This is a genomic window from Prevotella pallens (assembly GCF_900454935.1).
Lineage (GTDB): Bacteria > Bacteroidota > Bacteroidia > Bacteroidales > Bacteroidaceae > Prevotella > Prevotella pallens.
This window is the reverse complement of the sequence record NZ_UGTP01000001.1, coordinates 440,787-458,063: the sequence shown is the minus strand read 5'-3', so window position 1 is coordinate 458,063 and position 17,277 is coordinate 440,787. Positions and strand designations below refer to the sequence as shown.

Annotated in this window: 11 protein-coding genes and 4 tRNA genes; 11 read left to right on the top strand and 4 right to left on the bottom strand. The window is 34.9% G+C overall.

All coding sequences use genetic code 11. The features are described 5' to 3' along the window. Positions 1-736 precede the first annotated feature (736 nt). Genes DX009_RS01925 through DX009_RS01915 form a run of 3 tightly spaced genes read right to left on the bottom strand, consistent with a single transcriptional unit; the run spans position 737 to position 4,931 of the window. On the bottom strand, positions 737-3,430 hold the full coding sequence (locus tag DX009_RS01925) for a TonB-dependent receptor (RefSeq protein ID WP_115082837.1): 2,694 nt from the start codon (positions 3,428-3,430) through the stop codon (positions 737-739). A 17-nt stretch (positions 3,431-3,447) separates the two neighbouring features. Beyond that, complete coding sequence (locus DX009_RS01920; protein WP_115082836.1) at positions 3,448-4,386, bottom strand: FecR family protein; 939 nt, start codon at positions 4,384-4,386, stop codon at positions 3,448-3,450. Continuing rightward, complete coding sequence (locus DX009_RS01915; protein ID WP_115082835.1) at positions 4,383-4,931, bottom strand: RNA polymerase sigma-70 factor; 549 nt, start codon at positions 4,929-4,931, stop codon at positions 4,383-4,385. Before DX009_RS01915 ends, DX009_RS01920 begins: the two co-directional genes overlap by 4 nt. Positions 4,932-5,219: 288 nt before the next feature. Between DX009_RS01915 and DX009_RS01910 the strand changes: the two genes are divergently transcribed. Next, positions 5,220-6,062, top strand: coding sequence for a DUF3737 family protein (locus DX009_RS01910; RefSeq protein WP_115082834.1), 843 nt, complete (start codon positions 5,220-5,222; stop codon positions 6,060-6,062). Positions 6,063-6,080: 18 nt separating this feature from the next. Then, positions 6,081-7,250 (top strand): MalY/PatB family protein, encoded by a 1,170-nt coding sequence (locus DX009_RS01905; protein ID WP_115082833.1) that lies wholly within the window; start codon positions 6,081-6,083, stop codon positions 7,248-7,250. Positions 7,251-7,395: 145 nt separating this feature from the next. Here the strand turns inward: DX009_RS01905 and DX009_RS01900 are convergent, their stop codons facing one another. Then, the gene (locus DX009_RS01900; RefSeq protein ID WP_115082832.1) at positions 7,396-8,865 is read right to left on the bottom strand and encodes a T9SS type A sorting domain-containing protein; all 1,470 of its coding nucleotides are present in this window, start codon (positions 8,863-8,865) and stop codon (positions 7,396-7,398) included. An 812-nt stretch (positions 8,866-9,677) separates the two neighbouring features. Between DX009_RS01900 and DX009_RS01895 the strand changes: the two genes are divergently transcribed. The 9 genes from DX009_RS01895 (at position 9,678) to DX009_RS01855 (ending at position 17,264) form a co-directional block, all read left to right on the top strand. Further along, positions 9,678-11,471, top strand: a complete 1,794-nt coding sequence (locus DX009_RS01895) for an aminopeptidase P family protein (protein ID WP_115082831.1) — start codon at positions 9,678-9,680, stop codon at positions 11,469-11,471. 36 nt (positions 11,472-11,507) lie between these two features. Continuing rightward, positions 11,508-14,756, top strand: coding sequence for a S41 family peptidase (locus DX009_RS01890; RefSeq protein WP_115082830.1), 3,249 nt, complete (start codon positions 11,508-11,510; stop codon positions 14,754-14,756). A gap of 538 nt (positions 14,757-15,294) precedes the next feature. Beyond that, positions 15,295-15,486 (top strand): 30S ribosomal protein S21, encoded by a 192-nt coding sequence (gene rpsU, locus DX009_RS01885; RefSeq protein WP_006045671.1) that lies wholly within the window; start codon positions 15,295-15,297, stop codon positions 15,484-15,486. Between the two features lie 72 nt (positions 15,487-15,558). Beyond that, the gene (locus DX009_RS01880) at positions 15,559-16,449 is read left to right on the top strand and encodes a tyrosine recombinase XerC (protein ID WP_006045672.1); all 891 of its coding nucleotides are present in this window, start codon (positions 15,559-15,561) and stop codon (positions 16,447-16,449) included. Between the two features lie 13 nt (positions 16,450-16,462). Beyond that, positions 16,463-16,759: a ribosome hibernation-promoting factor, HPF/YfiA family gene (gene hpf / locus DX009_RS01875; protein ID WP_006045673.1), complete on the top strand. Its 297-nt coding sequence runs from the start codon at positions 16,463-16,465 to the stop codon at positions 16,757-16,759. Positions 16,760-16,860: 101 nt separating this feature from the next. Further along, positions 16,861-16,934: transfer RNA gene (locus DX009_RS01870), tRNA-Thr, on the top strand. Between the two features lie 11 nt (positions 16,935-16,945). Continuing rightward, positions 16,946-17,027 (top strand) — tRNA-Tyr (locus DX009_RS01865). A gap of 85 nt (positions 17,028-17,112) precedes the next feature. Further along, positions 17,113-17,185: transfer RNA gene (locus DX009_RS01860), tRNA-Gly, on the top strand. Positions 17,186-17,192: 7 nt separating this feature from the next. After that, positions 17,193-17,264 (top strand) — tRNA-Thr (locus DX009_RS01855). Positions 17,265-17,277: the final 13 nt, after the last annotated feature.

The window sequence follows — 17,277 nt, the reverse complement described above, 5'->3', positions numbered from 1 at the left end:
ATTACCCTAAGTAGGTGTTCAAAGAAGAAAAAAAGGAGCAAGACAATATTGCGCTTAACTTTGAACATCTACTTATTGTTTTTTTACCCAAATCTGTCATTAGACCACAATATGTATAGTTCCTACTACTATGATATTGTTTCCTAACATCTTTTATATTCTTATCGGCATCTTGTATGTCTTTGTAACTTGATATAGTCCACTACGCCTACGTTGCCAAGACAGACAATCTGCTCAATAGTAAAACAAAATATATTTAGACTCTAATGACCGATTTGGGTTAAACCATAGAGAGCACTAAATTTGAATATACTATTAAACTCAAATTGTGGCTCAGTAGAAAATAGGTGAGGATATTTTAAAAAAGAACACAATTGTAATGGTTCTCACTCTTACACTGCACAAAACACTTTAATACATTCTTATTCAGCAGCTTACCATAATAGCAGAATTAGAATATAGCAGCATAAAAGAGTTTTTATTTCGCATCTGAACAAATATATTTCAGCCATCATAACATAACATCACAAAGGTAGTAGTTTGCTATGATATCTAATTTGAAACTGACAGATATCTGAGACGAACGTTACAGATATCTGAGACGAATGTTACAGATATCTAAACGTAAAGCAACCAATATTTACTAACTTTTCTAACCACGTGAGAAAACCTATTTGCTTAGCTAATAGCCCATAGTTGCCTACTTATAATTTCGGTGTTTATCTTTACTAAGCTATTAGAATTTGTAGGTAATGGCACCAAAAGGAATGCAACCTCCATTTAGTTTATACGAGAAGTTGAACGAAAGTTCGTCTTTAGATGGATTTCCCAGAATGTTGTAAAGTCCGAAGCGCAGAAAGAATTTAGCGTGTTTAAACTCTTTTCTAAAATCGTAGCTAGCATCTATTCTGTATCGTGTTGGATCGCGCTGCGTACGGAATGTTTCAAGTCTATTGTTTTCATCGCCATAAAACGAATCGTATGGGAATTTACCAGAATAGATTGTGGTGCCAATTGTGAATGTGGAATGTTTAAACATTTTGTAGGACACGAAAGCATTAAAGTTATGAGGCAGGTCGAACAGTGATGGTATTTTTCCAAACTGAGGTAATTCTGCATACCATTCTTTGCTTTTAGAAAAGCCATAAGACAGTTGCCAACTTAATTTGCGCCATTGGTTGAACATATATAAGTTTACACCGTAGCTTTCTCCGTTTCCAGCCATCATATATTTATCCCATCTGCTATCTTCAATAAACGAGTTAGGACGAAAAGCCAATAAGTTGTTGCGTCGCTTATAATAAGCCGATAGTTCTATTATACCGGTGTGCAGATAATGTTTCCATCCAGCTTCGTAGTGTATAGCTGTTAGTGGCTTAAAACTTTTAATGCTTGGCATAATAAAATCGAACGGTGCAGAAATATTCGAAACAAGTACGTGATGAAAATACTGCTCCATTTTTAAGAATGTAAGATAGAAGAGATTCTTATTGTTTACAGTGGCTTTCAAAATAAGCCTTGGTTGTAAACTTTGATAGGTCTTATAGTGGTTAGGCGCATATAGAACGTAGTGTAATCCGGCTTGCGCATATAGCCAATTGGTTATATATATTTTATTATCAACAAATGCAGATATTTGTTTTATAGGTTCTTTTTCGTTATAAAGTCCTCGTCCAAACCCTGCGAGCTTATATAATCCTAAGTCGGTTTTCAATCCCCAATTAATTTTGTAGTACGAATTAAACTGATAGGAGAAATCGGTATTAGCGTATAAATGTTTAGCTCCACTTTCAACAAATTTGTTTGCTCGCAACACAAATGCTTTTGCATCGGCGCTACTTTTGTTGTAAGTGAATGCAATCGACGACGAATTAGTTAGTCGTCGGTTAATAATAGTGTTGAATTGGAGTGCATATAACTGTGTGTTCCACGCTAAGACTGCATTTTTGTATTCGTTACTAGGTTCTTTATATTTATCGTTCGAATTGTATATGGAAAGCTGTAGCGTTGTAACTGAGTCAATATCCCACGATAGTTTTGTGTTTATATCGTTGAAAATGTGTGTAGAATATTTGTCGGCTCCGAAATATTTATCGAATAAATCGAGCCAGCTTCTTCGTGTGCCCACTAAATACGACAATTTGTTTTTTACAATTGGACCTTCTGACACAGCCGATACAGAGGCGACATCGAGCGATACAGTATGTTCGAATTTGTTTTTATTGCCATTGCGAAGTTTTACGTCCATCACCGATGAAAGTCGTCCCTCGTATTGTGTAGGAATGTATCCATTGTAGAAGGAAGCCGACTTAATGGCATCTCCGTTAAATATAGGGAGGAGCGTATTAAGATGATTTGGACTGTAAATTGGAATGCCTTCGAGTAAAATCAGATTTTCGTCAGTTCCGCCTCCTGCTACATTGTATCCGGTATTGGCTGTAGCAAGCGACACACCTGGCAATATTCTGATTTGCGAAAATAGGTCAGAATTGCTAAACGAAAGCATATTAGAAGGTGCAGCATCGGTTAAATCTTCCTTACTTTTATGTTGTTGTACCTGCACAGCTTTTATTTGATAAGGAATAGGCTCTAACGTTATAGTTTTCTGTATGTTATTTTGAATATCAATAGTTGTTTCGTAAGGCGAGTATCCCATACAAGACACAATGAGGTTAATAGTTCCTCTGTTTGTGGTAAGGCAGAATGTACCATTCTTATCGGTAGCAGTAAGCGCCTTAGTTCCATTTTTATCGGTAATACTAACAGTTGCACCAAACAGTTTCTCACCAGTTTCAGCTTCTTCTACAATGCCTGTTACAAACACATTCTTTGCTTTTACAATTTCTATTTTCAGTCGTTTGTTTTCGCTATTCGTTAGTTTATACTCGTAGTCTTTTAGTAAAGTAGCAATAAGTTGCTTTACGCTAATATGTCCGTGGCGTTGAAACTTCACAATGTGTGTCAGATTTATGCGGTCGGCAGGATACGAAAGCGAAATGTGTGCTTGTTGTTCAATAAGTGCAAACCAGTCTTTAACAGTAGCAGCATTAGTATTGATAGAAAGCATAAAGTCTTCTATAGAACTTTCTATTTTTATAGGTTTTGTTTGCTTCTTTTTATTTTTAATCTGAATAAGAAGTTTGCGATTGTCTAACGGAATTAGATTATATTCGTATTCGTTTAGTATAATTTCGAGCAATTGTGTTACCTTCATTTTGCCCGAAACACCAATACCTATACGTTTGTTTAGGTTAATTAAAGAGGGATTGTATGAGAGTGTAATTTTTGTTTGTCGTTCTATTTGCTGGAACCACGAATGCACAGTGGCAGAAGAAGCGTCAATCTTAACAACTTCTTCTGCCACTGTGTTCTGTCCGTTCGCTACCAATGTAACGAGCAAAAACAATATTGATAAAAGCAGTTTTGGCATTTATCTCATATTAGTAATTATTTATACAAACGATAGTGGATAGACGATACTGTTTCGTACTTACAATTGCAAAGCATTGCTAATTCTGCTACCGCTTTCTCAGGATTATTTGTGTGTAGCTTAGTTGTTATTCTGTTTTTAAGCAAGTCTTTTTGTGTCTCAATTCGGATATCCATACCTTGCTCTATTTCTTTTATTGCAGTTGCTAAAGGCGTATTGTTGAATACAAACTCCTTAATATCTGCCTGTGCGTTATTTTGTTTTTGTGCAATAAGTTTACCATTCTTATGTACAACGGTTTCGCCTTTTATTAGCGTTACAACTTCCGAATTGGTACTAACGCGCACACGTCCAGTTGAAACAGCTACACTTTCAGTGTTTTGCGAAGTAGCATTCACTTTAAACGATGTGCCTAATACTTCTACTTTTAAATCTCCTGCTTCAACAGTAAAAGGAATATTGCTGTGTTCTACATTGAAAAATGCTTGTCCTTCTAGTGCAGCAATACGTTTTCCGTCTTGTTCTTTAAAGCTTAACGAAGCTTGTGGAGATAGCATTACACTGCTTCCATCAGGTAAAGTTACGAGATTCTCTGTTGCAGAATTGTTTGCGAATGTTGTTTTTTCAGCATCAACAAGGTAATGATATGCAAGTGTTCCAATACCAATAAGCAACAGTAACGATGCAGCAATACTGAAAATGTTTCGAAGTTTTAATGTTTTTGTATGTTGAGAGGTGGCATTTGTCAATTGGTTTTCTATTCTATTCCATGCAGCTTCTGTATTAAAGTTTTTTGTTTCTGAGGTTTCTGTTTGTATCATTACATTATTTAGCGTGTCAAATTCAGCCTTATTTGCATTCTTAAATGCAATTAAAGCCATTCTTTCGTTCTCTGCAATAGGTTCGTTTGCAAAGTACTTTCCTAAAATTTCGTCTATTTCAATTAACTCTTTCATAAGTTCAGTGCTATTGATATAAAGATGGTTACAATTCTTATTATAGGATTCGCAGCAATATAAGCCCTAATAATTTTAATAGCTTTGCCTATATGGTTTTCAACGGTTTTCTCAGAGATGTTTAAACGTTCGGCAATTTCTTTGTATTTCATTTTTTGCAGTTTGCTCATTTTAAAAACTTCCCTGCATTTCGGCGGCATCTCTTTTAACACGTTTTCCAATAATAGTTTATAGTCGGTAGTGGGAATATTTTCTGAATCGTCTGCAATTAAACGCAATGCGTTTTCATTGTCAGATACTTTCTCGTATGTTTTGTTGTTATTCAAGAATGTTAGGCAGTTATTTCGTATAGCAACTTTCATATAGGCAAGCATTTCTTCTTCTGGTAAAGCGTCTTTCTGCTTATCCCATACATTTATGAAGAGTGTCTGAACGATATCTTCACAGTCATCTTGGTCTGCAATATAACCGTTTGCTATTTTGCATAGCATTGGGTAATACTTCTCAAATCGCAACTTAAATTGTTCTTTTCTATTCTCACTCATTGTATTTAAAGGGTTCGACTTTTATGTCGTTACCTCTCCTAAACGGGAGTACAAAGGTACAGTAAATAGTTTTATTTCCATTTGTTTTTATGTTATAAAATATTTCTCTCAACTTTATATTTAAAACAAAATATGTATGAAAACCCCTATAATATATCGTTATTTATTAACATGATTTATTATTCTGTAGAAAATAAGGCTCTACTTTTCCTAAAAAGCATCTTTTTCTTTGTATATTTGCATACATAATGTAATTTTAAGGGGTTTAATAAAAAAGATTTTTAAGGAATGGAAACTATTAAAGATAAGAAATATGGAGGCGAACGTCCTCTATTTGGATTACAAAATATTCGTTTAGAGAATATTGAAATTATAGATGGAGAGTCTGGAATTAAATGTTGTAAAAACATTGAATGTCACAATTCTCGGTTTTATGGCAAATATCCGTGGTGGCATGTAGATAAAAGTCTTATAACCGATTGTTATTTTGCACCAGGTTCACGTTCGGCAATTTGGTATTCTACCGATATGATAATGAAAAATAGCGTTATAGACGGTCCGAAATTCTTTCGTGAAATGAAAAATTTGGAATTAGAAAACGTTAAAATAAACGATGCTGACGAAACTTTTTGGAAAGTTGATGGATTGAAAATAAAGAATGTAGAGTTGCATCAAGGCACTTATCCGTTTATGTTCTCTAATAATATATATGTAGACGGACTTATTTCTGATGCAAAATATGTTTTTCAGTATTGTAAGAATGTAGAAGTTCACAACGCTAAAATAGTAACGAAAGATTCTTTTTGGGAATGCGAAAATGTTACCGTGTACGACTCTGACCTTAATGGCGAATATTTAGCATGGCATAGTAAAAATGTAAAACTTGTGCGTTGTCATATCAGCGGTGAACAACCATTGTGCTATCTTGATGGGATTATATTGGAAGATTGTACTTTCGATGCTGCTTGCGACCGTACATTTGAAGATAGCCGTAATATAAATGCACAAATAAAAGGCACTATTAGCGAAGTAAAAAATCCTATCTCTGGTAAGATTGTTGCCGATAAAATTGGCAAAATAACTTACGATGAATACGCAAAAGGTACAGATTGTGTAATAGAAGAACGATAAAAAAAGAACCAAATATCTATGGAAGATATTAATTTCGATAAGTTTGTAAATCGTCGTGGCACTAATTCGGTTAAATGGGACGAAGAAAAAGAAGAAGGAATTATTCCACTTTGGGTGGCTGATATGGATTTTCCTGCTGCACCTGCTATTCGTAAAGCTGTAGAAGAACGTGCAAAACATGGAATTTTTGGTTATGCTATTGTGGGCGATAGTTATTACGAAGCCATAATTAATTGGTTTAAGCGTAGGCATAATTGGCAAATAGAACGAAACTCTATTATTTATACTACGGGTGTAATACCTGCTATAAGTGCTTCTATTAAAGCTTTGGCAATGCCTGGCGAAAATGTGCTTATACAAACGCCGGTTTACAATTGTTTCTATTCGTGTATTCGCAATCAAGGAATGCAAATCTTAGAAAATCCACTAAAACGAGAGGGAAATACATACGTTGTAGATTGGCACGACTTTGAAAAAAAGTGCTCCGATGAGAAAACTACGTTGTTTTTACTTTGCAACCCTCACAATCCTGCAGGACGTGTGTGGACAAAAGACGAGTTAGCGCAGATGAATGATATTTGTATGCGTCATAATGTAAAGGTTATAAGCGATGAAATTCATTGCGAACTCATAATGCCGGGGTATACTTTTACACCATTTGCAACTGTAAATTCTAATTGTTTGGCTAATAGTGTTGTTTGTAATTCGCCTACAAAGAATTTTAATATTGCTGGATTGCAAATTGCAAATATAGTTTGTTCTAACGAGGAATGGCGCAGACGCATAGATCGAGTTATTAATATTTTCGAAGTTTGCGATGTTAATCCGTTTGGACCTATTGCGCTGGAGGCTGCTTATAATGAAAGCGAAGAATGGCTAAATAAGTTACTTCTTTATATAGCCGACAACTATGCTTTGCTTACAGACACTTTTAAAGAACATTTACCAGACTATGAAGTTCTGAAATTAGAAGGTACTTACCTTGTATGGGTAGACATTCGTAAAAGTGGTTTAAAGTCTGATGTATTGGCAGAAAAATTGCTTCACGATGGTAAAGTACAAGTAAATAGTGGTATGATGTATGGGAAAACTGCAGGCGAAAATTATATTAGAATTAACATAGCTTGTACGCGCGCTACATTGCAAGAGGGCTTAAACCGTATTATAAAGATACTTTCCCACCTGTAAAAAATATGGTGTTTATGCATTTATTGCCAAACACCGAATGGAAAGTTTTTTAGATAATAAAAAGAAAGGTTGCTGTATGTATGAATAAAAAATATACACAGCAACCTTTTTTTAGTATATATATTAATGCAATTAAAATATACTTTTAATTGATAATTTTACTTGTATAGGTTTTTCCTTTCGCATTTTTAATTTGCACAATATAAATTCCTTTTGGCAATGGAAGTGCTATTGGTAGTGCATTTGAAACATTGCAGAGTGTAATTGCAGTGCCTTTTGTACTGTATACAGATAGTTCTGCATTACCTTCTATTCCGTTTACGGTTAGCATACCGTTATTATATCTTACAGATGGCTCCACCTTATTTATATTAGTAGCATTAATTCCATCAGGAACAATATCGCGCAAAGCTACACGAGCGAAGTAAGGAAGTACATAATCGCCTACTTTTGTGAAGAAACCACTTATATAAGCATATTTTTCCGAATCGTCTATTTTTAAGAACGAAACAATTTTGTTGGGTTGTCCTTCTATTTTTAAGGTCGATGAAAAGTCTTTTCCATCTTTAGTTAATACGTGGAAAAACGCATTTCCTGGCGTAACAACATCTCCACCTACTATAATAACATTATCGCCCACAAGTTTTGAACCAAAAACAGCAAGACTTTCTGCTTCATGATTTTCAGTAAAAAAGTTTTGGCGTGGATTATATGATTCATCAAGCGAACCATCTTTATTTATAACACAGGTTAAGAACCTATCGCCACTCTCTGTTGTAAGGAAATCGCCACCAACAAGTATTTTATCTTCGCCAAATGGAGATATTGATTTTATAAAACCATCTAATTGTGGTTGATGGAAAGAACGGTCGAGAGTTCCATCTGCATTAATATGTATGAGTCGTTTTTGCTTAAATCCGCCATCATAACCACCAAAAGAGCCTCCTAAATATAATGACCCATCGGGAGCTTTCCATATTGCATCTACGTTAGGCGAACTTTTTAAATGTATTTCTTTATCGGTAGGAAGAAACGATTCATCGCGTGTTCCATCTGCATTGAAACGTGCAATAAGTGGAGCTAACTTTCCATTTACACGATTGAAACAACCTGCAACATAAAACTGACCGTTAGGCAACATAACTATTTGCTGCAATTCTATTTCTTTTATGGTTTTATGGTTTACTATCTCAAATTTTATGTCGTTTTTAAATGTTTCATCGAGAGTTCCATCGGCATTAATACGCACCAAACTACCTACAGCCTTTTCATTGTATGTGGTGAAATGCCCTGCTACAAGATATTTACCATCAGAGGTTTTTGCTACTGCTGTAGCATAACTATCAAATCCTTTACCGCCTTTATTAAAAGATTCGTCTTCGTCGCCATTTGCTTTTAAACGTATTAAACCGCAAATTTTTCGGTCGCCTACATTATAAAAGGAACCTGCACATACATTTTTTCCATCGGGTTCTAATACCATCGATAAAACATTACCATCGAATACTGGTTTGTAACTTGCATCAATCTCGCCAGCTTTTAGTTGCGCATAACTTGACAACGAAAAAACTGAAGCCACTGTGATGAACGAGAATTTAACTAATGTTTGCTTCATAAGATTTGTTTTTAATATGACATTAAAGGTAGGCTATAAAAAGCAGCCGTCCCCTATAATAGATTGTATAGGTCGCAAAGATAGTTATATTTTGTTATATAGACAAAGTATTTGGTAATAAAAATTAGTTAGAACCACAAAAAAAATGTGCACGATGCTTTATTCGTAATAAATTATATTATAAGGTGTATTCGCTAAAAAACTATATTGAAGTTTTTTACCGAAATGTTGAAAAGTTTTATTCTTCGCTACTTTTATACGATAGTTTTAAAGCTAAAGTAAAAAATTTCAGCACTTTTTTCGGTGATTGTGCTATTGTTGCTTAATTATATAGTTATTTCTAAACCAGTGTATTACTGTGTATAAAATTTTCTTATTATATTTTTTTATTTTATAATTAAAAATATTTTTTTTCTTATTATTATTCTACGATGTTTTAATTATTATTTTTTCATTACTCTTTTAAGTTTCAAAAAGCTAATGCTAAAAATAATATATTCAGTGGCATTATACATCTTATTTTTAAACTTAATTGGTCTACTAAAATAATGCAAAACAAATAAGTTGCTAATGTACAATTTGAAATAAAAACAATTTCTTTATAACACATTCTATTAAGTTCTATGTTGAATAATAATTGATATTCTTTTAAGTTTCTGATATTTTGCTTAACTTTGTACACGTGTTGAATAATAACACGTGCAACCTTTAAAGAATAAAGTTATATGGCACGTTGTGCAAACCAAAACTTATGGTAACGGTATTTGTCCAACGCTCAAAACTCTACAAATGAAAATTAAAACAATAAAATTATGGAGAACAAAATACAGAAACGTTTGCAAGAGTTGCGCAAGCTAATGAAGGAAAGAAACCTTTCAGCGTTTATATTTCCCAGTACAGACCCACATCAAGGTGAATATATTCCAGACCATTGGAAAGGTAGAGAATGGATTTCTGGCTTTAATGGTTCAGCGGGAATTGCAGTAGTTACACAGAAAAGTGCTGCACTTTGGACAGATTCGCGCTACTTTATAGCTGCAGCAGAACAATTAAAAGGAACCGACTATATATTAATGAAAGAACGTATAGCCGAAACTCCATCTATTTCTGAATGGTTAGCAAGCGAATTTAAAGGTTGCGAAGACGTACATATTGGTATTGATGGCTGGGTTTGCACAAATACTTACGCAACCGAACTTATTTGGACACTAAAAGATATGGGCGATTTTTATGTTCATACAGATTTCGACCCATTGGAAGTAATATGGAAAGACCGTCCTTCTATTCCAAAAAATAAAATAGAAATACAACCTTTAAAGTTTGCAGGCGAAACAGTTGCTTCTAAATTAGAACGCATTAGAAAAGCAATAGCAAAACAACAGGCAGATGGCATATTGGTTTCGGCACTCGACGAGATAGCTTGGACTTTAAACCTACGTGGTAACGATGTTCATTGTAATCCTGTTTTTGTTGCTTATTTACTTATTGAAACAACAAAGGCAACTCTCTTTATAGATAGCGAAAAACTAACTACAGAAGTGAAAAACTATCTTGAAAAGGAAAATATAACCATAAAGGATTATAACGAACTGTTATCTGCCTTGCAAACATATAATGGCAAAGCACTGCTTATAAATAGCAACGAAATGAGCCATAAAGTGTACAACACCATTAATAGCGAACGTGCAGTTGTAGGAATATCGCCTATTCCTGAAATGAAAGCTGTGAAAAACGAAACAGAAATAGAAGGTTTTAAACACGCAATGGTGCGCGATGGTATAGCTATGGTTAAGTTCTTACGGTGGTTAAAACCCGCAGTTAAAGCTGGTAAAGAAACCGAAATATCGTTAGAAAAGAAATTAACTTCGCTTCGCGCCGAACAAGATTTGTTTAGAGGAATATCGTTCGATACTATTGTTGGATACGAAGAACACGGTGCAATTGTGCATTATGAGGCAACACCACAAACCGATATACCTGTAAAACCTCACGGATTTGTATTAATAGATAGTGGTGCACAATATCAAGATGGCACAACCGATATAACACGAACCATTGCATTAGGCGACATTACCGAAGAACAACGCCACATTTATACGCTTGTATTAAAAGGACATATACAACTTGCTCTTTGTAAATTCCCAAATGCAGCTTGTGGTTCGCAAATAGATGCCTTTGCCCGACAAGCAATGTGGCGAGAAGGCTACAACTTTATGCACGGAACTGGGCATGGTGTAGGTAGTTTTTTAAATGTACACGAAGGTCCTCACCAAATTCGTATGGAATGGCGTCCAGCTCCATTATATAAAGGAATGACAGTTACCGATGAACCAGGCATTTATCTTACAGGAAAATTTGGAGTGCGCATAGAAAACACATTATATATAAAGCCATATATGGAAACCGATTTCGGAAAATTCCTTCAGTTTGAATCGCTAACACTTGCACCTATCGATACAACTCCTATAGATTTCAATATGCTTTCTACAGAAGAGATAGAATGGCTTAACCAGTATCACGCAACAGTTTTCGAAAAGTTAGCTCCTTATCTGAACGAAGAAGAAAGAGCATGGCTAGCAATAGAGACAGTTGCAATAGAACTATAACCTATTATAGAAAATAACAATATAAATACCAACATAATGAAGAAAATTATAGCAGCCGCACTATTAAGTTTTTCGCTTAATAGCTTTGCAGACAATGCTCCTTTATGGTTGCGTTTCTGTTCTATTTCGCCAGACGGACAAACTATTGCCTTTTCGTATAAAGGCGATTTATTTTCGGTTCCCGTAAATGGTGGAATAGCAAAACAACTTACTACTAATCCTGCCTACGATGCTTATCCTATTTGGAGTCCAGATGGACAAAAAATTGCTTTCGCTTCTACACGAGAAGGCAGTATGGATATTTATTTAATGAATAAAAATGGGGGTGTTCCAAAACGTTTAACTACTAATAGTGGTAGCGAAATACCAATGGCATTTACCGATAATAACCATATTTTGTTCTCATCGGCTATTATGCCTACCGCAAAATCTATATTTTTTGCTTCGGGTACATTCCCACAAACCTACGAAGTTAATATAGATGCAAGTCGTCCACGCCTTTATTCGCCCATAACTATGTGCGATGCTAATGTAAAAAGTAATGGCGATATTTTGTATCACGATGTAAAAGGCTACGAAGATAATTTTAGAAAACACCACCGTTCGCCTGTAACACGCGATATTTGGCTTTATAGTAAAGGAAACTATACAAAACTTACCAACTTTGATGGGGAAGACCGTACACCTGTATGGGGAAATAACACTAACGAATATTACTATTTGAGCGAAGAAGATGGTACGTTCAATGTTTACAAACGCAACATTGATGGTAGTGGCAAAAAACAACTAACATTTCATAAGGCAAATCCTGTACGTTTTCTTACTGTAGCCAACAATGGTACTATATGTTATGGCTACGATGGAGAAATATATACACTAAAAGATGGGCAACAACCTAAAAAGATTGATATAACTATTGTTACAGACCAAATAGATAACGACCTGGTACGACAAGTAAGAACATCGGGGGCAACCGAAATAAAACTTTCGCCAAAAGGAAAAGAAATTGCATTTGTATTGCATGGCGATGTTTATGTTACATCGTTAGACTACAGAACAACCAAACAAATTACAAACACTGCAGAACAAGAACGCAATATAGACTTTGCCCCAGATGGAAGAGGCATTGTTTACAGTTCGGAACGTAATGGTATTTGGCAAATTTACGAGACAAAAATTAAAAACAAGGCAGAGAAAAACTTTACTTATGCGACAGATTTGGTGGAAGAACGTTTAACAAATACCAATCAAACATCGCAAATGCCACAATATAGCCCTGATGGGAAAAAAATTGCATTTTTCGAAAATAGAGCTTCGCTTAAAATATTAGATCTTAAAACAAAAGCTACTATAACTGCTACCGATGGAAAAGATCTTTATTCATATAGCGATGGCGATATTTGGTTTTCGTGGAGTCCGGATAGTCGTTGGATTCTTACTCCGTATATGGGAAATGGCGGTTGGAACAATAGAGATATTTCGCTCGTAGATGCTACAGGAAAAAAAGTTCCTTTTAATCTTACACAAAGTGGTTATAACGATGGTGGCGCAAAATGGGTATTAAAAGGAAAAGCTATGCTATTTTTTAGCGACCGTGCAGGTTATCGTAGCCATGGAAGTTGGGGAGCAGAATCTGATGCATACTTAATGTTTTTCGATCTTGATGCTTACGATCGCTTCCGTATGTCGAAAGAAGAGCGCGAATTGCTTGATGAGGCTGAAAAAGAACAAAAGAAACAAGAAAAAGAAGCGCAGGAGAAAAACGAAAAAAACAATAAAAACAAGAAGAACGATAAGAAAAATAAAAAAACTGACGATAAGAAAGACGAAGAAGTTAAACCTTTACAGCTCGATTTAGATAATTGCAGAGACCGCATTGTACGTTTAACCGTAAATTCTTCTCATTTGGGCGATGCTTTATTAAATCCAGAAGGCGACGTTTTATATTATCAGGCAGCTTTTGAAGGTGGTTACGACCTTTGGAAACACGATTTGAAAGAAGATAAAACACAAATTGTGATGAAAGAAGTTGGTGATGGAGCATTAGAAGCCGATAACGATTTTAAAAATCTTTATATTTGTGCCCATAATGGAATTAAAAAGATAGACCTTTCTAAACAATCAAGTAGCAATGTTGGCTTTGAAGCTCGGTTCGATTATAAGCCTTATCAAGAACGTGAATATATTTTCAATCACGTATGGCAACAAGTAAAAGACAAGTTTTATGTAGAAAACATACATGGAGTAGATTGGGAAGGCTATAAAAAAACTTATAAACGCTTCTTACCTTATATTAATAATGAATACGACTTCCGTGATATGCTTGGAGAATTGCTTGGCGAATTGAATGCTTCTCATACAGGAGCACGCTATCATGGAGAAAGTCCATCGCTAACAACGGCTACTTTAGGACTTTTCTTTGATAATGCATACGATGGTGATGGGCTAAAAGTGGAAGAAGTTATTAAACGCGGACCTTTTGCTGTGCGTAAAACTGGCGTAACAGCAGGCTGTATTATTGAAAAAATAGACGGCGAACCCATACTTAAAGGTAAAGATTATAACTATTTGCTTGATGGAAAAGCGGGAAAACGCATTATAGTTTCGGTTTATAACCCAACAAATAAAAAACATTTCGATGTTACGGTGAAAGCTATTAGTAAAGGTACACAAGACGAATTACTATATAAACGTTGGGTAGACCGTAATCGTGCCTTTGTTGATAGTATATCGGGAGGAAAAATAGCCTATGTTCATGTAAAAGGTATGAATAGTCCAAGCTTCCGAACAGTATATAGCGAACTATTAAGTGCCGAAAATCGTGTAAAAGATGCTGTAATTGTAGACGAAAGACATAATGGCGGAGGCTGGCTTCACGATGATCTTTGTACACTTTTAAGTGGAAAAGAATATCAAAAGTTTATACCACACGGTAAATATATAGGGAGCGACCCATTTAACAAATGGAACAAACCATCGTGCGTATTAATTTGTGAAGACGATTATAGCAATGGAATGGGATTCCCACAAATTTATAAATATCTTGGAATAGGTAAACTTATTGGTGCACCAATAGCAGGAACTATGACAGCTGTTTGGTGGGAAACACTTATAAATGGTATGATTTTTGGAATTCCACAAGTAGGTTGTCAGGATATGAAAGGTAGATTTGCCGAAAATTTACAACTCAATCCAGATATTGAAGTGTATAACACACCAGCCGACTATATTAACGGCTACGACCGACAGTTGGAAAAAGCAGTGCACGAAATGATGAAAAAATAACATTGCAAGAGAATATACACATACTGATAGATAGCTATACACAAAACAATATAAGCAACAACTATCTGCAAAAACCATTATACAAAATAAATGGGCTCCGAATTTTAGGTTCGAAGCCCGTTTTTTATTAAAGCTAAAATTTGTATTCGAAAAAATATAATAATAAACCACACAGAATATTATTACAAAATATTTTTTTCAAATTACAAAATAAAAAAATATAATAAGAAATCAATGCAACATCTATGTATTTGGAAGTCAGACCATATAATGAAAGGAAATCAAAATTAGTTCATATTAGCATAGAACATAAACAAAAAATAGAGTTATTGTATGAAAGAAAACAATACCTAAACATTCACATTTTCACAATTAACCAGTGAAATTTATACTTATTTCATTGACCCAATGAAACTTAAGCAGAGAAAAACAGCCAATTATTTGGCAGATAAGAAAATAAGCAGTAATTTTGCACCGCTAAAATGGCATAGTGCCGTTTAGTTAATGTTTAACATAATTAAAAATAAAACAAACAAGCATGATTATTGTACCAGTTAAAGATGGTGAAAACATCGAAAGAGCACTTAAGAAATTTAAGAGAAAGTTTGAAAAGACAGGTGTTGTAAAAGAACTTCGTTCTCGTCAACAGTTTGACAAACCTTCTGTTAAAAGACGCTTAAAGATGGAACGTGCCATCTATGTACAGCATCTTCGCGACGCAGAAGAATAAAAATTCTGTAGAAAATTTGGTAGTTCAAATAATATTTCGTAACTTCGTTGCCAAGAGTTAAATATTGCGACGATGTTGAGCATAGAAAACTTTTTGAAGTTTCTACGGTTAGAGCGAAATTATTCGCAAAAAACAGTAGATAATTATAAAGCTGATTTAGAACAGTTCAAATTATTCTTCGGAAAGTTAAAAGCCGATTTATCTTGGAAAGATGTTGATGGAGACATTATTCGAGATTGGATAGAAAATATGATGGATAAAGGGAACGCCCCTTCTTCTGTAAATCGAAGATTAAGCGCCCTTCGATCATATTATCGGTATGCATTAAAGAGAGGATTTGTAGAATCTGATCCCACTTATAATATTCAAGGACCTAAAAATAAAAAAGTTCTTCCACAATTTCTGAAAGAAACAGAAATGGATAGACTTATAGATCCAAGAATGTGGACAGATAAATATAAAGATGTACTCGCGCGTACCATAATAATAACATTCTATTCAACTGGCGTCAGAGTTTCTGAACTAGTGGGATTAAATTTAGAAGATGTGAATTTCGTAACCCACGAACTAAAAGTAACGGGAAAACGTAACAAACAACGCATTATTCCATTCGGAACAGAACTCGAAGAAACGTTAATGACATATTTGCAAAACCGAAATCCAAAAACGGAAACGCAAAATGCTCTATTCATAACCGAAAAAGGAAAACGAGTAACCACAAGTCAAGTAAGAACAATGGTGAAAGTGAATATAGCAAAAGTCTCAACGTTAAAGAAAAAATCGCCACACGTGCTGCGACACACATTTGCAACAGCAATGTTAAATCATAAAGCTGAATTGGGAAGTGTGAAAAAATTGCTCGGACATAAAAGCATCGCAACGACAGAAATATACACACACGTAACTTTCGAACAATTGAAAGAAACGTATAAAGAAGCCCACCCAAGGGCAAACCTTAAATAAAAAGGAGGTAATTATGGATATTAAAATTCAATCAATTCATTTTGAAACTACCGAAAAATTAGATGCTTTCATTAACAAGAAAGTTGAAAAACTATCGAAAACTTATGAAGATATTCAGAAAGTAGAGGTGCAATTGAAGATTGAGAAACCTGCTGTAGCTATGAATAAAACAACAAGTTTTACGGTTTTTATACCAGGAAATAAGTTGTTTGCAGAAAAAACTTGTGATACTTTTGAAGAAGGAGTAGACTTGTGCGTAGATGCAATGAAGGTTCAACTCACGAAAGTAAAAGAAAAACAAAGAAAGTAATAAAAAAAATCTCCATTTTTTTGGAAGATAAAAAATAAAGCCGTATCTTTGCAGCCGTTTTACGAGTAATTGTAAATACGAGTAGTCAAATGGCTGCAATCGCCTCTTTAGCTCAGTTGGCCAGAGCACGTGATTTGTAATCTCGGGGTCGTTGGTTCGAATCCGACAAGAGGCTCAAAAAGGCTTGGGTAGTTTCCAGAGTGGCCAAATGGGGCAGACTGTAAATCTGCTGCTTCTAGCTTCGGTGGTTCGAATCCATCACTACCCACATAAGTAAAGTGTACTTATCCGTTAGAACTATTAAGTATTAATTGAGCCAATAAACTCTCAATTTCTAATAGAAAACGGTAAATGCGGAAATAGCTCAGTTGATAGAGCACTAGCCTTCCAAGCTGGGGGTCGCGGGTTTGAGCCCCGTTTTCCGCTCACTCTTGCTGTAATAGCTCAGTGGTAGAGCACTTCCTTGGTAAGGAAGAGGTCCTGAGTTCAACTCTCAGTTACAGCTCTACTTTTCTGTT